The 22,110-nt window shown below is 59.3% G+C and carries 17 protein-coding genes; 10 read left to right on the top strand and 7 right to left on the bottom strand.

Annotated elements, in window-relative coordinates:
• Window positions 1–147: 147 nt before the first annotated feature.
• Together I4W07_RS03755 and lacG (I4W07_RS03750) are read right to left on the bottom strand one after the other, a co-directional pair.
• Window positions 148–1,908 (bottom strand): PTS lactose transporter subunit IIBC, encoded by a 1,761-nt coding sequence (locus I4W07_RS03755; protein WP_022094682.1) that lies wholly within the window; start codon window positions 1,906–1,908, stop codon window positions 148–150.
• A 176-nt stretch (window positions 1,909–2,084) separates the two neighbouring features.
• Window positions 2,085–3,527 (bottom strand): 6-phospho-beta-galactosidase, encoded by a 1,443-nt coding sequence (gene lacG, locus I4W07_RS03750; RefSeq protein WP_022094683.1) that lies wholly within the window; start codon window positions 3,525–3,527, stop codon window positions 2,085–2,087.
• 350 nt (window positions 3,528–3,877) lie between these two features.
• On the opposite strand from lacG (I4W07_RS03750), the gene I4W07_RS03745 reads away from it, so the two are divergent.
• Entirely contained in the window at window positions 3,878–4,906 is a 1,029-nt protein-coding gene (locus tag I4W07_RS03745; RefSeq protein ID WP_230317464.1) for a LacI family DNA-binding transcriptional regulator, read from the top strand.
• A 204-nt stretch (window positions 4,907–5,110) separates the two neighbouring features.
• On the opposite strand, the gene lacG (I4W07_RS03740) is transcribed toward I4W07_RS03745, so the two are convergent.
• A complete protein-coding gene (lacG, locus tag I4W07_RS03740) occupies window positions 5,111–6,550 on the bottom strand; it encodes a 6-phospho-beta-galactosidase (protein WP_196025651.1) in 1,440 nt (479 codons plus the stop codon).
• A gap of 66 nt (window positions 6,551–6,616) precedes the next feature.
• Window positions 6,617–8,392 (bottom strand): lactose/cellobiose PTS transporter subunit IIB, encoded by a 1,776-nt coding sequence (locus I4W07_RS03735; RefSeq protein ID WP_196025650.1) that lies wholly within the window; start codon window positions 8,390–8,392, stop codon window positions 6,617–6,619.
• A gap of 357 nt (window positions 8,393–8,749) precedes the next feature.
• Between I4W07_RS03735 and I4W07_RS03730 the strand changes: the two genes are divergently transcribed.
• The 6 genes from I4W07_RS03730 to I4W07_RS03705 all read left to right on the top strand — a co-directional run bounded on the left by I4W07_RS03730 (window position 8,750) and on the right by I4W07_RS03705 (window position 14,247).
• Entirely contained in the window at window positions 8,750–9,754 is a 1,005-nt protein-coding gene (locus tag I4W07_RS03730) for a LacI family DNA-binding transcriptional regulator (protein ID WP_196025649.1), read from the top strand.
• Window positions 9,755–9,968: 214 nt separating this feature from the next.
• Entirely contained in the window at window positions 9,969–10,307 is a 339-nt protein-coding gene (locus I4W07_RS03725; protein WP_006234827.1) for a PTS lactose/cellobiose transporter subunit IIA, read from the top strand.
• Window positions 10,308–10,815: 508 nt separating this feature from the next.
• Window positions 10,816–11,787 carry a hypothetical protein gene (locus I4W07_RS03720; RefSeq protein WP_196025648.1) on the top strand — a complete coding sequence of 324 codons (972 nt, stop codon included), beginning with the start codon at window positions 10,816–10,818 and terminating at the stop codon, window positions 11,785–11,787.
• A gap of 308 nt (window positions 11,788–12,095) precedes the next feature.
• Entirely contained in the window at window positions 12,096–12,524 is a 429-nt protein-coding gene (gene lacA, locus I4W07_RS03715; RefSeq protein ID WP_006234830.1) for a galactose-6-phosphate isomerase subunit LacA, read from the top strand.
• A 63-nt stretch (window positions 12,525–12,587) separates the two neighbouring features.
• A complete protein-coding gene (lacB, locus tag I4W07_RS03710; protein WP_117583544.1) occupies window positions 12,588–13,112 on the top strand; it encodes a galactose-6-phosphate isomerase subunit LacB in 525 nt (174 codons plus the stop codon).
• 199 nt (window positions 13,113–13,311) lie between these two features.
• Window positions 13,312–14,247 carry a hexose kinase gene (locus tag I4W07_RS03705; protein ID WP_196025647.1) on the top strand — a complete coding sequence of 312 codons (936 nt, stop codon included), beginning with the start codon at window positions 13,312–13,314 and terminating at the stop codon, window positions 14,245–14,247.
• A gap of 242 nt (window positions 14,248–14,489) precedes the next feature.
• Here I4W07_RS03705 and I4W07_RS03700 read toward each other — a convergent pair whose 3' ends face one another.
• Both I4W07_RS03700 and I4W07_RS03695 read right to left on the bottom strand, forming a co-directional pair.
• Entirely contained in the window at window positions 14,490–16,118 is a 1,629-nt protein-coding gene (locus I4W07_RS03700) for a UDP-glucose--hexose-1-phosphate uridylyltransferase (RefSeq protein WP_196025646.1), read from the bottom strand.
• The gene (locus I4W07_RS03695; RefSeq protein ID WP_196025645.1) at window positions 16,109–17,314 is read right to left on the bottom strand and encodes a galactokinase; all 1,206 of its coding nucleotides are present in this window, start codon (window positions 17,312–17,314) and stop codon (window positions 16,109–16,111) included. Before I4W07_RS03695 ends, I4W07_RS03700 begins: the two co-directional genes overlap by 10 nt.
• Before the next feature lie 383 nt (window positions 17,315–17,697).
• On the opposite strand from I4W07_RS03695, the gene I4W07_RS03690 reads away from it, so the two are divergent.
• Entirely contained in the window at window positions 17,698–18,684 is a 987-nt protein-coding gene (locus I4W07_RS03690; protein ID WP_196025690.1) for a LacI family DNA-binding transcriptional regulator, read from the top strand.
• A gap of 129 nt (window positions 18,685–18,813) precedes the next feature.
• Complete coding sequence (locus tag I4W07_RS03685) at window positions 18,814–19,974, top strand: FprA family A-type flavoprotein (RefSeq protein ID WP_196025644.1); 1,161 nt, start codon at window positions 18,814–18,816, stop codon at window positions 19,972–19,974.
• Between the two features lie 64 nt (window positions 19,975–20,038).
• Here the strand turns inward: I4W07_RS03685 and I4W07_RS03680 are convergent, their stop codons facing one another.
• The gene (locus I4W07_RS03680) at window positions 20,039–20,842 is read right to left on the bottom strand and encodes a DeoR/GlpR family DNA-binding transcription regulator (RefSeq protein WP_195444998.1); all 804 of its coding nucleotides are present in this window, start codon (window positions 20,840–20,842) and stop codon (window positions 20,039–20,041) included.
• A gap of 335 nt (window positions 20,843–21,177) precedes the next feature.
• On the opposite strand from I4W07_RS03680, the gene I4W07_RS03675 reads away from it, so the two are divergent.
• Window positions 21,178–22,035: a class II fructose-bisphosphate aldolase gene (locus tag I4W07_RS03675; RefSeq protein WP_022095149.1), complete on the top strand. Its 858-nt coding sequence runs from the start codon at window positions 21,178–21,180 to the stop codon at window positions 22,033–22,035.
• Window positions 22,036–22,110 lie beyond the last annotated feature (75 nt).

The following is a 22,110-nucleotide window of genomic DNA, read 5'->3' as shown; positions in this document are numbered from 1 at the left end:
TGTAACAGCTAGGACCGAAAAACTCGGCTAGATGTTACAGATTGAGATGAACAGGAGGACGGGTGCGGTCTAAACAAAATGGCCCGCGCATCACACATCGATGCACGGGCCATTTATTGTCTGCAAGCGGCAGGTGGTGTCAGCGTCTTATGCCTCGAGGTTTTCCTCGATCCAGGCGACGGCGCCCTTGGGATCCTTAGTGAGGTCGATGTACTGTTTGCCCTTGGGCGACAGCAGCGTGATGCCCAGGCGGTCGGTGTCGGCCTTCATCTCGTTGTAATAGGTGCGAACCTGCGGAGCCAGGACGATGACGTTGTACTGGTCCATGATGGCGTAGTGGCTGCCGTAGGCACCGGCGTTGGCGGTAATGTCGATGCCCAGCTCGTCGGCGCCTTCCTTAAGCGCGTTGGCGAGCAGTGCAGAGGTGCCGGCGCCAGCGCACAGAACCAGAACCCTCAGATCCTTGCCCTTAAGGGCGGACGGAGCTGCGGAGGCCTCAGTGGCAGAAGCGGTCTCGACAACAGGAGCCTCAACGGCGGGGGCGGCAGCGGTCTTGACGGCCTTGGTCTCCTCGGCCTCTTCTTCGGCCAGGGTCTCGGCCTCCTGCTTGCACAGGACGTTGTCGTAGGCCTTGCAGAACGGGTAGTAGATCAAGAAGTCAACGACCAGCAGGACGACAACCAGGACCAGAGAGATCGGCTGGAAGTTGGTGTCGATGAAGGTGCCGATCGGTCCGGGGAGTGCCCACGGCATGGCATAGATAAAGCCGTTCATGCCCAAAAAGTCGATGAAGAACTTACCAATGAGGACGTTGGCCACGGGGGCAAACAGGAACGGGATCAGGAAGTACGGGTTGAGGATGATGGGCGCGGCGAACAGCAGCGGCTCGTTGACGGCGAACATCACGGGTACGACAGAGGCTTTGCCGACGGCCTTGAGCTGCTTGGAGCGCATAAAGAGCAGGAAGATGATCGGGACAATGAACGTGGCGCCGGTGCCGCCGAGTTCGCCGATGTAGTTACCGAAGTTCTCGGTCAGGGCGAGGGCGGGGTGACCGCCGGCCTGCAGCGTGGCGAGGTTGGTGGTGATGTTGCCAAACAGCGCGGCGTTGAGGGCAGGCTTAACGACCGAGGGGCCGTGGATGCCCATGAACCAGAACAGCGGGATCATGAACCAGATGAGGGCGAGGCCGGCGTAGGAATCGGCAGCGGCGAACAGCGGGCTCACCAGCGTGGAGATGACGTTGGCAAACGGGACGGCCAAGCAGGTGCGGCAGATAACGTCGATGACGGCGACAAACAGGATGGAGAAGCTGAAGGCGAAGATGTCGCGGAAGTTCTGGGCGATGGCGCCGGGGACTTCTTTGGGCAGCTTGATGGTGATGTCTCGCTTAATGCAGAAGGCATAGATGTTGACCGTGGCAAATGCGGCGACAAAGGAGCTCAGCAGGCCCTTGGTGCCCATGTTGTCGGTAAAGAACACCGAGACATCGGCGCCGTCGATCTTGGCACTCGTCTGGGTAACGGCCAAGATGAGCATAGCGCACATGGCGGCGACCATGGTGCTCGTGGCGTTGATGGCCTTGCCGGCAGGCATGCGGCGGTTCTTGGAGCCGGTCAGCGCGCTTGCGGTGGTGCCGGCGACCATGATGCCCACGACGCCCATCGTGAAGTTGTAAACCTTGTTGCAGAAGTTCACGACGTCGACGTTCCACCAGTCGGGCAGCGTAAAGCCGCCGACCGTGGCGACAACGCCCGGCAGGGTCGAAATAAGCAGGAAGACAGAAGAAGACAGGATGATGGGCATTGCTGCCAAAAAGCCGTCTTTAATGGCCTGAAGGTAGATGTTCTTAGAGACCTTGTCGAAGTACGGCTGACCTTTCTCCAAGAACTTAACGATCGATTCCATAGTTCACGCTCCTCTTTGCATGAAATCTTAATGGCATGGACGTTGAAAACCTATATGGTCTCCCGCCTGCTAAAAGCCCGGGTGCAGGCGGGGTCGGTCCCAGGGGGAGAGAGGGGAGCGGCTGGGTTTGTATCGCATAGGGCCGCTCCCTTCTCGGGGGAAAGCGAGGCGATGCGCTACTGCGCGTCCGCCATAGTGTCGGCGAGCTCCTTGTACCAGAGTGCCGACTGCTTGATGTAGCGTTTTTGCGTGTCGAAGTCGATGTAGAACAGGCCGTAGCGCTTGTTATAGCCGTTGGCCCACGAGAACTGGTCCTGCAGGCTCCAGATAAAGTAGCCCTGGACGTCGACGCCCTCGGCGCGCGCCTGGAGCACCTTCTCCATGTGCTGGTCGACAAAGTCGATGCGCTCGGGATCGGCGACGATGCCGTTTGCGTCGGGCTCGGGGTCCTTGTGGCCCAGGCCGTTTTCGGTGATATAGATGACGGGGAGGTTGGGATAGGTGGCGCTGATGTGCTTGAGCGTGTCGTAGAGGCCTTGCGGGTAGATGAGCCAATCCCAGTCGGTGGTGGGGATACCCGGCATATCGACCTGCTGCCCGACGCCCTTAAACTTAAAGCACGAGGTGCCCTTGTCTCCGGTGCCGTTAAAGCTGTTGGTGGACTCGCCATCGTAGGCGGCGATAAACGCCGACTGATAGTAGTTGAGGCCGAACATATCGTTGCGGGGCGCCGCCTTGGCGAGCTCCTCCATGTCGCTGTCCTCAACCGTAAGCGTGGCGTTGTTGGCACGCAGAATCTCGTTGATGAGTGAGAGGGTGCGCGCGGAGTAGTGGCCCAGGAAGGCGCCGTCCATGATGAAGTCGGTGTAGAAGGCGTTGTACAGGTCGGCGGCGTGCTGGTCGGCGGGCGAGTCGGTGGCAGGATATGCCGGCGTCAGGACGTTGACCATGCCAATGCGGCCGCCCAGGTGCTCGGTCTCGTCAAGATCCTTATACAGGTTGACGGCGCGGGCGTGGGCAACGAGCTCGTTGTGCTGGCTCTGGATGCCGCTCGTCACATCAAAGTGATGGTTGGGCGGGAAGTTGCCTTGGATGTATTGGGAGTGCGAGAGGCTGATGAGCTCGTTGATGGTGAACCAATTCTTGACCTCGCGGAACTCGCGGAAGCAGAACTCGGCATAGCGCACATAGGCGTCGACGGTCTTGCGGTTGAGCCAGTCGCCCTGGTTGAACAGGGCGGCGGGGGAGTCAAAGTGATGCAGGGACACATAGGGCTCGACGCCATACTTTTTGCAGCAGGCGAACAGCTCGTGGTAGTGCTTAACGCCCTCGGCGAGGGGCTCGGCATCGTCGCCGTTGGGGAAGATGCGGGTCCAGGCGATGGACACACGGATGGCGTTGAGCCCATGCTCGGCAGAAAGGCGGATATCCTCCTCGTAGCGGTTGTAGAAATCACTGGCCGGGTCGGGCAAAAAGCGACCCTGGGCGACAAGGTAATCGTCCCACATGGTCTTACCCTTGCCTGCCACCTTCGTGGAACCTTCCGTTTGGTACGCGGCGGTTGCGGCGCCCCAAACAAAGCCCTTCGGCAGCTGCTGTACGCGGTTTAGCAAAGACATATGCATACACCCTCTCGTCTCGCTGTTCGATATTGTGCGTTTGTGCTCAGGAGGCTCCCTGGTTAGCGTTCAGCGGTGAAAAAGCCCGATAAACACTATCTTAAAATGATTAGAACCAAAATGAGCACGTGAACATTTGACAATGAGCACGTTAACATCCGGCTGGGATGTATAGAAACAAAACAACTTCAAACAGCCGCGAACGGTTGTATTTGTTCGGTAAGCGGTTTTGATTGACAGAAGTTTTCATGTTGTGGTATATGGCTCGGGTATCATGAGCACGTTATCAATGTATGTACGATGCGCCATGGGCGCGGGGAATAGTTGGGAAGCAGGTTAGCGTGGAAGGCATGGCTCAGCGGACAAGGAATGGTCGTTCGGCGAGCGCGGCAGAGGTTGCGGCGCTCGCTGGCGTGAGCCGCCAGACTGTGTCTCGCGTGGTCAACGGTATGCCCAACGTGACGGAAAAGACGCGCAAGCGTGTGCTGGCCGCCATGGAAGAGCTGGGCTTTCGTCCCAATTTTGCTGGAACGGCGTTGCGCGGCGGGTCGTATCGTTCTATTGGCCTGTGCATGTACAACATCACACGTGTCGGTAACCTGGCGACGCTCGAGGGTATCATGCAAGCGGCGCGCGAGCATGATTTTGCCGTCACTATGATCGAGATGGGCGGCGACAAGCCCTATACACTTGCCGATGCCTCGCGCCGCATGGTCGAGCGACCCGTCGACGGCATGATTCTCAACATGAACCGCATGGCTCCCGATTTTGAGGAGTTTGTTCCCCAGCCGGGAGTGCGAACGGTCATCCTGTCCATGTATGCGCATCCGCGCTGCACGACGATCGACTCCGACCAGTATGGTTCGTGCGAGCTGTTGACCAATTATCTGCTGGAACATGGTCACTCGAATATGCGGTTTGTGGCGGGTCCGGAAAACTCGATTTCCTCGCGTTTTCGTGAGGCCGGTTGGCGCGATACGCTGGGTCGTGCTCATGTCGATGCCGCTCCGATGCTGCGTGGCGATTGGAGTGCGGACAGTGGGTACGCCATGGGCGAGCGGATTGCGGCCGAGGTGCTTGCCGGCGGGTCGCAGGCGCCGACTGCCGTGCTTGCGGCAAATGACCAGATGGCGCTGGGCGTTATCGCCGCGCTCGAGAACGCGGGCCTGTCCGTGCCCGACGACGTGAGCGTGGTTGGTATCGACGACGCACTCGAGGGACTTGTTCCTCGCAATCGGCTGACGACGTTGCGATTTGATTTGCGCGGTGTCGGTAAGCTTGCGTTTGAGGCGGCGATTGGAGAGAGCTCGTCTATCGAGGCGATTCATGTGCCGAGTACGTTGGTCGAACGCTCGACTGTCAAAGATATACGGGCGTAGGTTCAGCTCGTTCTGCCTATTTGTCTCAATCTGTAACAGCTAGGACCCAAAAAACTCGGCTAGATGTTACAGATTGAGACAAACGGCTTCCGACCTGAACAAAAAGGTCGGGGGCGGCGCGCCGTGTGACGTGCCGCCCCCGGCTGAGAAATGGGGACAGGTTATGTGGGCGGTGCAACTCCGCCAACCGCTCGCCGCAAGCCGCTAGTCCAGACGACGGGTTTGCGCCACGTGCTTGTACCAGTAGGCGCTTGCCTTGGGCGTGCGCTTCTGGGTTTCAAAGTCAACGTAGAAGAAGCCGTAACGCTTGTTGTAGCCATTGGTCCAGGAAAACTGATCCTGCAGGCTCCACAGGAAGTAGCCGCCCACGTTGACGCCCACCTCCATGGCCTTGAGCAACCAGCGCAGGTGCTGCTCGATGTAGTCGATGCGCGGCTGGTCGTCCACAAAGCCGTCTTTGTAGGGGTCCTTGTAGCCCATGCCGTTCTCGGTGATGAAGATCTGCTTGTAGTTGGGGTAGCGCTGCTTAATGTAGACGAGCAGATCGAACAGGCCCTCGGGATAGATGATCCAGTCCCAGTCGGTGGTGGGGATGCCAGGCTTGTTCACATGCTCGCCAATGCCCTTAACGCGCCAGCGGCCAGTGCCCTTCTCGCCCGTACCGTTGTGGTGCAGGTCGTTCTCGCCATCGTAGGCCTTCAAGAAGCGGCACTGGTAGTTGTTAACGCCCAGGTAGTCGTTGTAGAGCGCGGCCTCGCGCATAATCTCGAGGTCCTCGTCCAGGATCTCGATGGTGCCGCCCGAGACGGCAGCCAGGCGGTTAGCGCACTCGAGCGTATCGGGCGCATAGTCGCCGCGGAAGGTGGCGTCGAGCAAAAACTGGTTCTGCAGCACGTGCTCGTTGTTGGCGGCTTTGATGTCGGCGGGGTCGTTCTCGTTGAGCGGATACTTAAACTCCAACGACTGGATGACGCCGATCTTGCCCTTAAAACCGCCGTTGTGGAAGGCCAGTACTGCCTTGGCGTGGGCGAGCATCATGTTGTGCTCGCACTGGAAGGCCTCGGCCAGATGCGCCTTGACGCCACCGGGGAAGGTGCCCTCGATGTAGGTGTTGGAGGCATCGGCCCAGATCTCGTTAAAGGTGAACCAGTAGGTCACCTCGTCGGCGTACTCCTTAAAGCAGAAGGTGGCAAAGTCCACAAAGGCGTCGATGGTCTCGCGGTTGAGGAAGTCGCCCTTCTCAAAGAGGGGAAGCGGCGTATCGAAGTGATGCAGCGTGACAAACGGCTCAACGTGGTGCTTGTGGCACTCGGCGAAAAGATCGTGGTAGAACTGGACACCCTCGGGGTTGATTTCGCCGGTACCGTTGGGGAAGATGCGGCTCCAGGCGATGGAGAGGCGAATGCCGTTGATGCCAAACTCCTCGCACAGCTCCAGATCGACGGGGTACTGGTTGTAGAAGTCCGAAGCGGGATCGGGGGAGAAGCGCCCCTGGGCCTCCAAGAAGTCGTCCCAGGCAACCTTGCCCTTACCGTGAGTGCGGGTCTCGCCCTCTACTTGGTAGGCAGCAGTGGCGCCGCCAAAGACAAAGTCCTCGGGAAACTGCGCAGGCGGGTTAGTGACGCTAGCAGGGTTAACGGACATGATGATCCAATCGTCTAAATCGAAGGGCCAGCCGGTCTTGGATGGTCGGCTGGCCCTGAGCGTTACTTACTTCGAGAGTTGCTCGCTTACGAAGGCGAGAGACTTATCGCCGTTCTGGGAGAGCTCGATGTACTGTTTACCGCGGCAAGCGACGCACTTGTTGCCCACGCGCTCGCAGTCCTTCTGCAGGTCGGCCAGGTAGCTGGCGGCCTGCGGGGCCAGGACGACCAGGTCAAAGTCGGGGAGCATGTCAACGTGGTTGCCATAGGCCTCGGCAGCGGTCTCAAGATTGATGCCGCGCTCTTTGGCGGCCTTGGCCAGTGCGTTGGCGAGCAGGCCCGAGGTTCCGCCGCCCTGGCAGAGCACGAGCACGCGCTTGCCGTTGAGGTCGCTGGCGGTCGTTGCCTCGGCAGCGGGTGCTGCAGAAGCGGCGGGGGCATCGGCCTTCACGGCCTCGGCAGCAGCGCCGGCGGCAACGCTCTTGGCGTCAGCCTTGCCCTGGAAGGCATCGTTGAGCTTGGCAGCCTTCTCGGCGTTCTTGGCGGCGAGCTCCTCCTCGGAAATCTCGGCCTCCTCGGCGCACTTCTGGGCGTCATAGGCACGGAAGAACGGATAGTACAGAACGAAGTCGACGACCAGGATAAGGGCGAGCATCACAAAGGCGAGCGGCTGGAAGCCCAGGCCCATGATGGTGCCGATGGGGCCGGGGACGGTCCAGGGCAGGGTGTACATAAAGCCGTTCATGCCCAAGAAGTCGATAAAGATCTTGAGGATCCAGATATTGGCGATCGGGGCAAAGACAAACGGGACAAAGAAGACGGGGTTGAGCACGATGGGTGCGGCGAACAGCAGCGGTTCGTTGACAGCGAAGCAGACCGGGACGATGGCGGCCTTACCGACAGCGCGCATCTCCTGAGACTTGGCCAGGAAGCAGAACATAAAGACCAGGACGAGCGTGGCGCCGGTGCCGCCCATGCAGACGACGAAGTACTGGGCACCCTGGGTCAGGACAGCAGAAGCGTGCTGACCAGCCTGGAACGCAGCCAGGTTGTCGGTCATGTTGGCAACGAGGGCGGCGGCGATGGCGGGCTCGACGATTGAGGGGCCGTGGACGCCCACGAACCAGAACAGGCTCATGGCGCCGTAGATCACAGCGAGGCCGATGTAGCCGTCGGCAGCGGTGAACAGGGGCTGGAACACCTGGATGACGCCCTGGGCAAAGCAGAAGCCAAAAGCAGCGCGGAAGACGATGTCAAACACCCAAAAGACGGTGATGCAAACGGAGAAGGGGATGATGTCCTTAAAGGTCTGCGAAATGTTGGGCGGAACCTGCTCGGGCATCTTGACGGTGATGTTGCGCTTGATAAAGAACTTGTAGATGATGCCGGTCACAAACGCAGCGATGAAGGCAGTCAGCAGGCCCTTGGAACCAAGGTAGGTGGTGTTGAAGCCGCTGGCGGCGTCCGTGGCGATGGTGTCGCTCGAAAGGAGCAAGAAGCCGATGATGGCCGCGCACATGCACGAGATAAAGTTGATCTGGTTGTTCTTGGGCAGGTCGCGGTTCTGAGCGTCGGCGAAGTGCTTGGCGGTGGTGGCGGCGCAGGCGATGGCCAGGATGCCCATGGAGTAGTTGTAGCACTTCCACAGGGCGTTGTTGATGTCATCGGGCCAGTAGAAACCCCAGATGTTGGGGACCGAGGCTACCAGGCAGAAGATGGACGAGAAGATGATGATGGGGATGACGGAGATAAAACCGTCGCGGATCGCCTTGAGGTACTTGTTGCGGGCGATCGCGTTGAAAAAGGGCTGCCCCTTTTCGATGATGGCGATAAGTTGCTCCATGCAAAGCTCCTAAGAGTCGGTGGGTTGGCAACGATGGTAGCTTTTGACGTTTGGTTGCCAAAATGTTGACGTTGCCATTTTGCGACACAAAATAAGACGCGAACCGATGGCCCCTGTGCCTGTGGACCGTCGATTCCTTGCGCGTAAACGTTTGAGCCGCCCGGTGGCTCTGTGTTTGCATAATGGCAACGTTAACATTTGGTCGACAAAAGCTGTTCGGGGAAGCAAAAATGTCGGTGAACGGTAGTTTTTGGGTGGTGAGCGTATGGTGGGGGAGGCGTTGGATATACTTGAAGGCGTTAAAAATGACTGCGTAGGGTGTCACCAATGGCATCGTTGACATAGAAAGATCGACCTATGGCCGCTGTTAAAAAATCGGTATCCGTTAAGGATGTGGCGCGTCTCGCGGGCGTCTCGGAACAGACGGTCTCGCGCACCGTTCACGATTCGCCCAGCGTGCGCCCCGAGACCAAGGAGCGCGTGCGTGCCGCCATGCGCGAGCTGGGCTATCGCCCCAATTTTGCCGGTCGATCGCTGCGTCGCGGTAAGTTTAAGACCGTCGGCGTCGCCATGTTCAATATTACCGGCACTGGCAACCTCGACCGCATGGAGGGCTTTGCCGCCGCCGCCGATAAGCATGGCTACGCCATCACCCTTACTAAAGTAGATGGACACCCCTATACCCTCGAGAGTGCATCGTCGCGTATGAGCGCACTGCCGGTGGACGGTATGGTCGTGATTATGAACCGCATGCCGGCGGACTTTGGAACCTTCGAGCCGCTGCCCGGCATGCAGACGGTGCTCGTTACGATGTTGGAGCACCCGCTGTGCTCTACGGTCGATAACGACCAGTTCGATTGCTCGCGCCAGGTGGTCGAGTACTTGCTGGGGCAGGGGCACAAGACCGTGCACTTTATCTCGTGTCCCGAGCGCTCGCTTTCGGGCATGCAGCGCGAGGAAGGCTGGCGCGAGACATTGCGCGCACATGGTATTGAGCTGCCGCGACTCATCCGTGGCGATTGGACGGCGCAGAGCGGATATGCCGCAGGCCAGGCTCTGGCGGACGATCCGACCTGTACTGCCATCTATGCCTCCAACGACGCCATGGCCTACGGCTGCATTCGCGGGCTCGAATCGCGCGGAAGGCGTGTGCCCGAGGACGTGAGCGTGGTGGGTGTTGATGACAGCCTGGGCGATATCGTGCCCGACCGTCGCCTGACCACCGTGCGCTTTGACAACAGGCGTGTCGGCATGTGGGCAGTCGATAAGATCGCCGGTGCCGAGGGGGGTGCGTCTGGCGTGGAGCACATGCTGATCCCCGGCGTGCTCGTAGAGGGCGATACGGTGCGCGATTTGCGCTAGGGCGCGGTCCTGTTTGGGTTTCCGTTAATCATGTTTGATATTGTTCGAAATGGTTTGGAAACCGTTCACGGGCGAAATTTGACCGTTCATAGCTTGAAATTATGTTTTGCGTTGTTCTTTTTTGTTTGAATGTTAATGTTTCTGCCATACAGAACGCAGCGCGTATGCCCGGACGCGATGCTCTCCATTGGTTCATATGTGAAAGGAACGCAATATGGCAACCAAAGAAGAAATCTCGATGGTTGGATTCGAGATCGTCGCATACGCAGGTGACGCCCAGACCGATCTGCTTGCAGCGCTCGATGCTGCTCGCGAGGGTGATTTTGAGAAGGCCGAGCAGCTGCACAAGGATGCCAGCGATGCGCTCATCGGTGCCCACGACACGCAGACCAAGCTGCTTTCGCAGGAGGCCGGCGGCGGCGAGATGGAGATGACCTTCATCATGGCTCACGCTCAGGATACTCTCATGACCACTATGATTCTGGAGAAGCAGACCCGCTTTACTATCGATGCCTACAAGCGCATCGCCGAGCTCGAGGCCAAGCTCGCCTAACGAGTCCGCACAACCAAGTCCCCTTCCAAAAGCTCTGCCGCAGACTCGCGACAGGGCTTTTTCTTTTTACCCGGCACTTGGGGACGTTCCTTATCTGCCGGCAGTTAGGGACACTCCTGCCATGCATTTGATCCTTTGAGGATGGAAGAAAACGGGTTATTAGGTTTGTTGCGGTGCCGACTCGACCCGTCGGTTACAAAACTATGCCGGTTTACTACGATGAATCGTATTCTTTCAACTATAGAAAGAACAGCGTTATCAAAGCCGCAGGTAGAAAGCTTGCCATTTTCTGCTAATAGCAAATGTGGTCGGTCCTATCGGTTTTACGGTAGTAAACCGGCATAGTTTTGAAATGGCACTGTTCGACTAGCAGCGTTATGGAGCTTCTGCACGCCCTCCCGTTCGGTTTTTCGCTGGATGGGTATACTTTCACCCGCAATACAGGCCGGAATGAGGAGGTATCCAAATGCCGGATAACGGGTCAATACAAAAAAGAGGTGCGCACGAGATGGCCCATGGGCGTCCTGTCCAGATAACTGAGCATACGACGGTAACCGAGCTACAGCCCAGTCTGTCCGATATCGTGTGCGCAAACAAAAAGCTACAGATTGGCTTTATCGTTGCGCTCGTGGTACTGGCGCTGTTGTCGGGCTTTGTAGCTCGTCCGCATTTTGCCGATACCAAGACCTGGGACTCCACCATCGAGGTCATCGATCAAAAGAAGGGCAATGTTTTGGCGCTCACGACCTCGTGCGTCGCCCTATCTGCGGGTATCACTGCGCTGCCGGGCGATACGGGAACGCCAGTTGCCGAGCAGCTCGCGCAGCTTTCAGGCAACCTTGGTATCGTGCTTGCCGTGCTCTACCTAGAGAAATATTTGCTCACGATTTTGTGGTCGGTTGGCTTGGGCATCTTAATCCCGTTTGCGTTGGTACTCTTTGCGGTGTCGCTCGGCATTCACGGGCGCTGGAGTACGAGCACGGTCATTCGCCGCGTGGCAACGCGTGTGCTGGTGGTTGCTGTGATCGGCATGGCGCTCGTGCCCGCGAGCGTATGGGTGTCGCAAAAGGTCGATGAAACGTATCGCGTTAGCATCGAGGCGGCCGAGCAAAAGGCGGCCGACGCTGCGAGCGCGGCAGATAGCGATAGCTCCAAAACAAGCAAGAAAAAGACCGAGTCCACAGAGTCCAAGAACGTGCTTGAGCAGCTTGCCGACGGTGCCTCGGGTCTCGTCACGTCGGTGACCAGCGGCGCCAAGCAGATGACCGATGAAATTGTGCGGCAGGTGACCGATCTGATCGAAGGCGTCATCGTGATGATCGTGACCTCGTGCGTGATTCCATTGCTGGTGCTCGCGGCGTTCCTGTGGCTGGGACACGTACTGCTGGGGATCGATATTTCCGGCCCGGCGAACTATTTGACGGGCCGCTTTCTGAGTGCTCCGTCCAAGCACGCCAAAAAGGGTGGGCAGTCCGAGTAGCTAAAACAGCTGTATATACCGGGGAATACCGCCGAAGGGCGGCCGAGACACGTTCTTGGCCGCCCTTTTGTTTGTTGAATGCGCGGTAAGCCGGGCCTTTTCTGAGTCCAAACGGTCAGCAATCATCCGCGAACGGTATTTGTTCAAAAAAGAACAAAGACAAACAAATAATTGTTGCAGTTAATGTTCGAATGTGTTCAAATAAACATGAACAGTGAAGAACCGCACATTCAGATGCCCGGACCTGATCGCGATTCAACACTTCCAAACAGAAACTACGCGCCAGCGTATCTCTCAAGGAGGATGTCATGAGGGTTGTAATCGCTTCCGATGCCGACGGTATGTCGATGAAGGAGTCCATCAAGGAGATGCTCATCGCCGACGGTCACGAGGTCGTCGACTATTCCGAGACCCCTGCCGCGGACTTTGTCGATTCCGCGACCGCCGTTGCCAAGGACCTGCTGGAGCACAAGGATTCCCAGGGCTTTGCATTCGATAAGTACGGCGTCGGCTCCTATATGGCCGCCGTCAAGATCAAGGGCATGGTCGTCGCCAACATTTCCGACGAGCGCTCCGCCTACATGACCCGCGAGCACAACGGCTCGCGTATGGTCACCATGGGCCCGGGCGTTGTGGGCACCGAGGTCGCCAAGAAGATCGCCCGCGAGTTCCTGCGCGCCCAGTACGCCGGCGGCCGTCACCAGATCCGTGTCGACATGCTCAATAAGATGGCCTAACGAGAGCCACCGAGAACTCGAACTTCTATCTCAACTTGTGAATTCAGACGAAAGGACGTTCTGATGAAGAAGACCATCGCAATCGGTTGCGACCATATCGTTACGGACGAGAAGATCTATCTGGCCGACCGCCTGGAGCAGGCTGGCTACAAGGTGCTCGACTGCGGCACCTACAGCCACACCCGTACGCACTATCCCATCTACGGTAAGGCCGTGGGCGAGGCTGTTGCCAGCGGCAAGGCCGACTTTGGCGTGGCCCTGTGCGGCACCGGCATCGGCATCACCAACGCCGTCAACAAGGTTCCCGGCGCCCGCTGCGCCCTGGTCCGCGATATGACCTCTGCCCTGTATGCCCGTCGCGAGCTCAACGCCAACATCGTGGGCTTTGGCGGTAAGATCACCGGCGAGTTCCTGATGGCCGATATCATGCTTGCCTTCCTGGAGGAGCCCTACGACAAGACTCCCGAGCACGATGCCCTGATTGCCAAGATCGATGCCTGCAATAAGGCCGACGCCGAGGCTCAGGCCGACCCGCACTTCTTTGACGAGTTTCTCGAGAAGTGGGACCGCGGCGAATACCACGACTAAGGAGGTTCCGGCGTTCTACCGAACGCCAGACCAGTCGCCGCTGCGAAGCCATCTGGCGGGCGAGTTGCTCTGATAACACTTTTGCTTGCTGAGCTTGGGTGCTTCGTTTTTGGCGGCACCCGGCATTCTGCAGCTTTTTAATTGACGGCTCGCGTTTCTGTGATGGGGCGCGGGCCGGTTTTCTAAACAGGAGTCCAACATGATTCTGACCGTTACCATGAACCCGTCGATTGATACGCGCTATCAGCTCGACAAGCTGATCATCGACGATGTTAACCGCGTGATGCCCGAAAAGACCGCTGGTGGCAAGGGCCTCAACGTGAGCCGTGTGCTGCTGCAGTTGGGCGACGATGTGCTTGCGACCGGCCTGCTTGGCGGTCACATGGGTGCCTATATGGCCGAGCTCATGGATGCCGATGGCGTCAAGAATGACTTTGTGCCCATCGCCGGTGAGACGCGCATTTGCCTGAATATTCTGCACGAGGGTAATCAGACCGAGCTGCTGGAGAGCGGCCCACAGATCGTCCCAGCCGAGCTCGAGGCCTTTACGGCCAAGTTCGCCGAGCTTGCAGCGAAGGCTGACGTTGTGACGCTTTCGGGCTCGCTGCCGCGTGGCGTCGATGCCGGCTACTATGCCGAGCTCGTCAAGATCGCCGAAGAGGCGGGCGCCAAGGTGCTGCTCGACACCTCGGGCGCATCGCTGGAGGCCGCGCTGGAGTCCGACGCTAAGCCTGAGCTCGTAAAGCCCAACCTGACCGAGATTAACGGCCTGCTGGGTACGTCCTTTACGACCGATGATGTCGATGCCCTGCGCGAGGCACTTGCCGCCGATGGCCGCTTTGCCGGAATCCCCTGGGTCGTTGTCTCGATGGGTGCTGCCGGTTCGGTAGGCTTCCATGAGGGGCGCGCGTTCCGCGCCAAGACGCCCGCGATTGCGGCTGTGAACGCGACGGGTTCCGGCGACTCGACCATCGCCGGCTTTGCGCATGCCATTGCTGCTGGTGCCGACGACGTCACGGTGCTCAAGACCGCCAATACCTGCGGCAAGCTCAACGCCATGGATCCCAAGACCGGCCACCTGGTCATGGACCGCTGGGACGAGATTTACAACGGCGTTGAGGTCGTAGAGTTGTAGCGGTTGCGACTCCTAATAGAATGAGCGTGGATAATCTCCCGCTTTTGGTGCCCATACGAGCTCAAAGTGGGAGATTTTCCACGCTCGAGTCATTAGTCGTCGGGGACGTTCTTTAATGACCAGTCGTTTAAGAACATCCCCAATGACTACACTCAAAAAACGGCGCCCGCCGGCGATGTTGCCGGCGGGCGCCGTTGTCTTGAAGACGAAGTGATCCGTTTTCCTCCGTCCCCAAGGGATCATTACAGTGAGTCGATAAAGCGCTGTTGGGCGGCGCGGCCGGCTTCGTCCCACTTAAAGACGCCGGCGTTGTCGAGCACGTGGCCAAACACCACGCCGACCTCCTCGTGCAGGATGTCGATGGCGTTGTCCGCCGTAAGCTCGTCGGCGCGGCGGGCAAAGACGTCCTCGGCCCATGCGGCGTGGCTGCGGCAAAGGTCGTCGCCCTCGAGCGCACCGGCAAGGTCGTAGCTGGCATCGGTCTTGGCCGCCAACAGGTGCTCACGGACAGCGCCGAGCTCGGGAACCAGGCGCGGCGGCAAAATGGCCAAGCCCATGACCTCGATCAGGCCGATGTTCTCCTTTTTAATATGGTGATACTCGGCATGCGGGTGGAAAACGCCCAGCGGATGCTCGTCGGTCGTGATGTTGCAGCGAAGTGCCAGGTAGGCCTCGTAAATCTCGCCACCGGCATTGCCGCGGAAGTCGACGCGGCGGATGACGGGCGTCACGGTGTTGTGCGCTACGCCGTCGGCCGTGTGCGCGATAACGCCCACAGACTCATCGGTCCACTCGCGCCAGGCGAGGATAATCTTCTCGGCAGCGTCGAGCAACTGGGCGCGGTCGTGCGAGCGCAGTCGCAGCACCGAAAGCGGCCACTGCAACACGGTACCGCTGACCTGGTCAAAGCCGGGCACGCTAAACTGCGAGACTTCGGTGGCATGCATCATGGGGAACTCGTGCGCGCCGCCCTGGAAGTGGTCGTGCGACAGAATCGAGCCGCCCACGATGGGCAGGTCGGCGTTGGTGCCGATAAAGTAGTGCGGGAACAGGTCCACAAAATCGAGCAGGCAGGTCAGCCCCTTGCGGTCGACGTGCATCGGACGATGCTCGGAGCTCATGGCAATGCAGTGCTCGTTAAAGTACGCGTACGGGCTGTACTGGAAGCCCCAACGCTCGCCGTCGAGCTGGATGGGGATAACGCGCAGATTCTGGCGGGCGGGATGAGCGCCGCCGTCAGCCGCGGCGGAGCGTCCGGGGTAACCCTCGTTCTCGATGCAGAGCTGGCAGGCGGGATACTTCTCGCCCATGTTCTTGGCTGCACCTGCCGCGGCGATATCGCGCGGGTCCTTCTCGGGTTTGGACAGGTTGATGGTGATTTCAAGATCGCCCCAGTTGGTGGGGGTGCTCCATTTGATGTTGCGCGCGATGGCGGCACGGCGCACGTAGCCGGCGTCGCAGCACAGGCCGTAGAACCAGTCGGTCGCGGCGCGGGGCTCGTTGACGCCCATGCGGCCGGTAAACTCGTCAATCACGGCAGACGGGCGCGGCATGAGCGCGCCCATGATGCGCATGGCGATGCGGTCGCGGCCCGATGCCGTGTCCTCGGCGGCGCCGTTGGCAACAGCCGCCTCGGCAAGCGCGGCAAGTGTGCCTTCAAGGTCAAAGTTGGGCAGGGTATCGGGGTGCAAGAGCGAGAGTTTCTCGACCTGGAGCGCCCAGGCCATGTCGAGCGCCGGGCCCGTAGCACCGATGCACTCGAGAATGGTGTTATACGCCCAGATGCGATCGTCCTGGCCGATCATCGATCGGTGGATGGCGTACTCGATCAGGTTCTGCGCGGCCTCGCGCACGTCAGTCATTACAGCCATGCCGCGTAGGCCCCCTTGTCAGAAATTGCGTAGTGGCGGGCAGAGCCCTCGCCCAGCCAGCCGTTCATCTTGGCGATGAAGGTGTCGACCAGGTCGAGCGGCACGAAGGCCTGGATGGTGCCACCAAAGCCGCCACCGTGGATACGGACGGCGCCTCGGCCGTCGAGCACGTGCTCGGCCAGTGCCAGGGCATACATCGAGGGCTGCTCGGAGCCCAGCTTGGCAACGACATTCTGCAGGTACATGGCAGAGCTGGCGCCGGACTCGCGCGTCAGGACCAGGAACTGATCGATGTCGCCGGCGTTCAGGGCAGCCCAGCGCTTGTCGACCAGGCCGTTTTCGTACCAGTAGTGAACGGCGCGCAGACAGGCGCGGTCGCCCAGCTTGGCGCGCAGCTCGGGGAGCTTGGCGTCAAAGTCGGCAACATCGACCTCGCACAGGCGTTCCTTGCCAAACTCGGCGGCGACGTCCTGCATTTCGCGCGGAACGGCGGCGTAGTCGTCGGTGGCGGCCACGTGGTCGGCACCGACCTTAACGAGCACGAGCGCGTAGCCGTGATCCTCAAAGTTGAGCTCGAGCTTCTTGGTTTTAGGCTGAGCCTGGTCCTCAAAGTCCATGTAGGCGAGGCCGCCCAGACATACGGCGGCCTGGTCCATCAGGCCGCAGGGCTTGCCGTAGTAGTTGTTCTCGGTGCGCTGGCTCATCTGAGCGAGCGCGACGGGCTCAATGGCGGGTGCGCCCCAGAGCGTCTCCATGGCGCGACCGTATGCCGCCTCGACAGCAGCGGAGCTGGAAAGGCCGCCGCCCGAGGGGACAGAGCAGGTGAAGGCGAAGTCGAAGCCCTGGGGCTCAACGCCCAGAGCAGCGATTTCGTGGGCCATGCCGCGGACGAGGCTCGCGGACGTGCCCTTCTCGGACGCTTGAATATCCAGCGTGTCGAGCGTGATCTCAAAGGTGGGGTAGCCCTCGTCGGCGACGCGAATCTTGTTGGTGTCGGTCGCTACGGCAATGCCGTCAACGGCGACATCGAGCGAGCCGGCGATGACGTGGCCGCCCTCGTGGTCGGTGTGGTTGCCACTGATTTCGGAACGGCCGGGCGCGTGCACATAGAGCACCTGGCGGTCGCCGATGGGGCCAAACTCCTCCTCAAACAGTTTGGTGAGCGTGGCGAATGTCTTTTCGTCGGGGGTGGTCATGGGAGTCCTTTCCTTGACGCCGGAGAGACTGGTCCGTGTCATTATGAGTACGTTAACAATTTTGAGCACCACAAACCAGACGTTCGCGGCGCCGCACGTTAAAGGGTATGTTAACGTACTCATAACACAATGTATCTCCTTTTTTGAGAATCTGGTAATCGGTAGATTTTCGGCCGTGAACGGTGTGGCCGTATGGACATATGGAGCAAAAGAACCGCTGATAGAAAAAGTAGAGTACGTTAACATGCGTCCGACGATAGCGGGCTTCGGCGCGGGGTGTGTTTCTGCCCGGGCCGACATTCGCACTATTCAGATCCTGCGAGAGCGAAGGTGATTTTGTGGCAAGGCGCCCTTCCAACGATACGGGTACGCGTCCGGTATCCATGGCCGACGTTGCCCGCGCTGCCGGTGTTTCGCAACAGACGGTTTCGCGCGTTGCCAACGGATTGCCCAACGTTAACGAACAGACGCGCCAGCGCGTGCAAGCCGCTATGCAAGAGCTCGGCTTCCGTCCGAGCTATGCCGGCCGTTCGTTGCGTGACGGCCGTTACCATTCGGTCGGCCTGTGCGTCAACGATGTCACCAAGTTTGGCAACCTCTCAATGATTGACGGCATCGCCAGCGCTGCTCGCGAGCATAATTGCGCCATCACACTGGTCGAGATGTCCAAGACCGAGGAATTCTCTCTTGCCGAGGCAACACGTCGTATGGCCGCGCTGCCCGTGGACGGCATCATTATCGGCATGAGCCGTATGGCTCCCGATTTTGAGACGTTCGATCCGTTGCCGGGTATTGGCACGGTCATCGTTACCATGTATGCGCACCCGCGGGTGACTACGGTTGACTCCGATCATTACGGCTGCTCGCTGTTGCTCATGAATCATCTGTTTGAGCTGGGACATGAACAGATTCGCTTTATCGGCGGCCCGTCCTTTTCGATTGACGAACAGTTCCGTCGCGCCGGCTGGCAGGATGCGCTCGAGCGTAAGCACATCGAGCCGGCAGAGCCGCTCGAGGGCGACTGGTCTGCCAACAGCGGTTACGAGGCCGGTAGGTACCTGGCCGAGCACGATCGCACCATGACGGCGATCTATGCGGCAAACGATCAGATGGCAAATGGCGCCATTGCAGCGCTGCGCGATAGCGGCTTGCGCGTGCCCGAGGACGTGAGCGTGGTGGGCGTCGACGATTCGCTCGATGATTTTGTCGCACACAACGAGCTCACGACCGTTCGATTTGATTTGCATCAGCGTGGACGCGAGGTGTTCGAGCACGCGGTTCCCAAGGCGGGGGCAACGGACAAAACCGTCGCCATTCGCATCCCCGGTCAGCTCATCGTTCGACATAGCACGGCAGAGCCTCGCGCATAGTTTTTGCAGGTCAAAAGCGGTATATTCCGCATCAATAACAATCGATAAGGATGCCGGTAGATAGCTGTGGCTCTAAAGGCGAGTGTTATGATAGACGGGTTCTTTTGTCTATCTAGGAGGCTTTGCCTGATGGAGATCACCAAGGATATCCGCTATATTGGCGTCGACGATCACGACATTGACCTGTTCGAGGGCCAGTACGACGTGTCCGAGAACGGCATGGCATACAACAGCTATGTTATCTTGGGCGATAAAATTGCTGTCGCCGATTCGGTCGACGCTGGCTTTGTCGACGAGTGGCTCGGCAACCTCGAGGCCGCGCTCGATGGCCGTACGCCCGACTACCTGGTTGTCCATCACATGGAGCCCGATCATTCCGCCGGTATCGCCGCCTTTATGGAGCGCTATCCCCAGGCGCAGATTGTGGCTAGCATGGGTGCTTTCCGCATGATGGTCAACTACTTTGGCACCGACTTCTCCGAGCGCAAGATGGTCGTCAAAGATGGCGACGTGCTCGACCTGGGCGGCCACAGCCTAACCTTTGTCGGTGCCCCCAATGTTCACTGGCCCGAGGTGCTCTTCTCCTACGAGGCCACCGACAAGGTGCTCTTTAGTGCCGACGGCTTTGGCAAGTTTGGCGCCAACGACATCGAGGATCCCGAGGGCTGGGCCTGCGAAGCGCGCCGTTACTACTTTGGCATCGTGGGCAAGTTCGGCAAGTTTGTGCAGGCCGTGCTCAAGAAGGCCGCCAATCTGGACATCCAGATCATTTGCCCGCTTCACGGTCCCGTGCTGACCGAGAACCTGGGCTATTACCTCGACACCTACAACACCTGGTCGAGCTATCAGCCCGAGGACGAGGGCATCACGATTGCCTATGCGAGTGTGTATGGGCATCTGAAGGCTGCCGTTGAAGAGCTCGCATCTGCGCTCGAGGCCCGCGGCCAGAAGGTTTCCGTCTTTGACCTGGCTCGCGATGATATGGCTGAGGCCGTTGAGGACGCGTTCCGCTACGACCGCCTGGTGCTCGCCTCCATCACCTATCAGGGCGAGATCTTCCCGTTCATGAGCACCTTTATCCATACGCTTGCCGAGCACGCCTATCAGAACCGTACGGTTGCGCTCGTCGAGGCCGGTTCCTGGGCGCCTGCCGCTGCCAAGGTTATGACCAAGGAGCTCGAGGGCATGAAGGACATCGCCCAGACGCAGAACAAAGTGACCGTCATGGGTTCGCTCAACGACGCATCGCGCGCCCAGATCGAGGCCCTCGCCGACGAGCTTTCCAAGTAGCGATATTTCGCTTTTAACGCTCAACCACCACAAAGGGGACAGGCACCTTTGTGGTGGTTTTTATTTAAGCGCCAGCGATGAGGAGATTTGGGCGGGCGTCGTCGACGATCTCGGCGATTGAGGTGGCGACGGCATGATCGGGGTCACGGTCCATCACGATGGTGTCGACATCTGCCAGCTCGGCAAAGCGGTACATGCCGCGTCCGTTAACCTTGCTGGCGTCCATGAGGGCGACGCTTTGATGGGCTGCGGCGATCATAGCCGTTTTGGTCTCGGCCATTTGGGGAAAGTCGGTCGTAAAGCCGCAGCGGGGGACAAAAGCGCCGGGGCACATGACGGCAAGGTCGGCGTGGACCATTTGGAGCGCCTGCATGGTAAGTGGACCGTACAGATAGCGATGACCTTTGCGCAGTGCCCCACCCAGCATGACGACATCGACCGAGGGCATGCTCTCGTCGATGTAATCGGCGATGGTAATGTCGGCCGTGATGACGGTGATGCCGTCGCGCTGATCGAGGAGCCGGACGAACTCGAGCGCCGTGGTGCCCGAGTCGACAAGCAGCGTGTCGCCATTGCCGACGAGCTCGATGGCGCTTTGCGCGATGGCCTGCTTGGCGGCGACATTGACGTTGATGCGGCGATCCTGGGTGGATACGGTCAGTCGCTTCTGGAGAGACACGGCGCCACCATGCGTGCGGCGCAACTTGCCGGACTCGGCGAGCGCGTCCAGGTCGGCGCGGGCGGTAACGGAGGACACGCCAAAGGTCTGGGCGATTTCTGCCACTTGCACCGAGGCGTTATGTTCGAGCATTTCCATGATGGCGGAACGACGCTCATCGGCGAAAGCTCGGGTTGTCGCATGGGCCATAGCTGCTCCATTCTCAACCGAAATTTGCAGGAATTGTGTTGAGTCTATTTTCGTTCATTTTCTTTTTGAGTAAGAAAACGCCTTTCGATTACTTATCTTTTCTATAAAAGAAAGACGCTGAACGCCCAAAATTCAATATCGAATACGCCCACTCGGCTCCAATTCCTTCCGTTTACTTTTCAAAAACGACTGTATTGACCTGCATGGGCTCAATATCTCGCACATGCAAAGCCGCTGAATTTCATACAATGGACGCAGCAAAACGCAAGGTAAAACGTCTTGCGGACACGTACGCCCGATGTCCAGATGCGGGCGAGGGAGAGGAGCAAACGCTCATGGCACTTGTTACCACCGAAAAGATGCTCAAGGACGCTCAGGCCGGCCATTACGCCGTTGGCGCGTTCAACGTCGAGAACCTCGAGTTTGTTATGGCCGTTCTGGCCGCTGCCGAGGAGACCAAGTCCCCCGTCATCATGCAGACCACCCCGGGCACCATCAAGACCGCTGGTCTGGACTACTTCTACGGCATGGTCAAGGCTGCCGCCGAGCGCGCTTCCGTGCCCGTCGCTCTGCACCTCGATCACGGCGATGGCTATGACCGCTGCATGCAGGCCTTCCGCACGGGCTACACCTCTGTCATGATTGACGGTTCTCACGAGTCTTTCGAGGACAACATCGCTCTGACCAAGTCCGTCGCCGACGCTGGCCGCGCCATGGGTGTGCCCGTCGAGGCCGAGCTTGGCAAGGTTGGCGGCAAGGAGGACGACGGTCCCGCGGTTGAGGGCGAGAGCCCCTACACCGATCCGGCCGAGGCCAAGGAGTTCGTCGAGCGCACCGGCTGCACCTCGCTGGCCATTGGCGTTGGCACCAGCCACGGCGTGTACACGAGCGATCCTCACATCGAGCAGTCCGTGGTCAAGGCCATCCGCGACGCCGTCGACGTGCCGCTGGTTCTGCACGGCACTTCCGGTGTGCCCGATGAGCAGGTCGCCGAGGCCGTGAAGAACGGCATCTGCAAGGTCAACTACGCCACCGAGCTGCGTCAGGCCTACACCAAGGGCTTCATGGCCTACATGGCCGAGAACCCTGCCTGCTTCGATCCCAAGAAGCCGGCCAAGGAGGGCATGCGTGAGATCACCGAGCTGGTTAAGATCCGCATGACCAACCTCAACTCTGTGGGCAAAGCAGAGTAACAGCAAGGGTACTCCGACTCGCTACATATCCCGGGGAGGGACGAGGGCTTAGTTCCCCAATCGTCCTCGGGCATG

It is taken from the genome of Collinsella aerofaciens (assembly GCF_015670745.1).
In the GTDB taxonomy this organism is placed as follows: Bacteria; Actinomycetota; Coriobacteriia; order Coriobacteriales; family Coriobacteriaceae; genus Collinsella; species Collinsella aerofaciens_T.
This window is presented reverse-complemented; position numbering and strand designations above follow the sequence as displayed.

Excerpts from the sequence above, each read along its gene's own strand:
- I4W07_RS03755 (WP_022094682.1), bottom strand. The coding sequence starts at position 1,908 with ATGGAATCGATCGTTAAGTTCTTGGAGAAAGGTCAGCCGTACTTCGAC.
- lacG (WP_022094683.1), bottom strand. The coding sequence starts at position 3,527 with ATGTCTTTGCTAAACCGCGTACAGCAGCTGCCGAAGGGCTTTGTTTGG.
- I4W07_RS03745 (WP_230317464.1), top strand. The coding sequence starts at position 3,878 with ATGGCTCAGCGGACAAGGAATGGTCGTTCGGCGAGCGCGGCAGAGGTT.
- lacG (WP_196025651.1), bottom strand. The coding sequence starts at position 6,550 with ATGTCCGTTAACCCTGCTAGCGTCACTAACCCGCCTGCGCAGTTTCCC.
- I4W07_RS03735 (WP_196025650.1), bottom strand. The coding sequence starts at position 8,392 with ATGGAGCAACTTATCGCCATCATCGAAAAGGGGCAGCCCTTTTTCAAC.
- I4W07_RS03730 (WP_196025649.1), top strand. The coding sequence starts at position 8,750 with ATGGCCGCTGTTAAAAAATCGGTATCCGTTAAGGATGTGGCGCGTCTC.
- I4W07_RS03725 (WP_006234827.1), top strand. The coding sequence starts at position 9,969 with ATGGCAACCAAAGAAGAAATCTCGATGGTTGGATTCGAGATCGTCGCA.
- I4W07_RS03720 (WP_196025648.1), top strand. The coding sequence starts at position 10,816 with ATGGCCCATGGGCGTCCTGTCCAGATAACTGAGCATACGACGGTAACC.
- lacA (WP_006234830.1), top strand. The coding sequence starts at position 12,096 with ATGAGGGTTGTAATCGCTTCCGATGCCGACGGTATGTCGATGAAGGAG.
- lacB (WP_117583544.1), top strand. The coding sequence starts at position 12,588 with ATGAAGAAGACCATCGCAATCGGTTGCGACCATATCGTTACGGACGAG.
- I4W07_RS03705 (WP_196025647.1), top strand. The coding sequence starts at position 13,312 with ATGATTCTGACCGTTACCATGAACCCGTCGATTGATACGCGCTATCAG.
- I4W07_RS03700 (WP_196025646.1), bottom strand. The coding sequence starts at position 16,118 with ATGGCTGTAATGACTGACGTGCGCGAGGCCGCGCAGAACCTGATCGAG.
- I4W07_RS03695 (WP_196025645.1), bottom strand. The coding sequence starts at position 17,314 with ATGACCACCCCCGACGAAAAGACATTCGCCACGCTCACCAAACTGTTT.
- I4W07_RS03690 (WP_196025690.1), top strand. The coding sequence starts at position 17,698 with ATGGCCGACGTTGCCCGCGCTGCCGGTGTTTCGCAACAGACGGTTTCG.
- I4W07_RS03685 (WP_196025644.1), top strand. The coding sequence starts at position 18,814 with ATGGAGATCACCAAGGATATCCGCTATATTGGCGTCGACGATCACGAC.
- I4W07_RS03680 (WP_195444998.1), bottom strand. The coding sequence starts at position 20,842 with ATGGCCCATGCGACAACCCGAGCTTTCGCCGATGAGCGTCGTTCCGCC.
- I4W07_RS03675 (WP_022095149.1), top strand. The coding sequence starts at position 21,178 with ATGGCACTTGTTACCACCGAAAAGATGCTCAAGGACGCTCAGGCCGGC.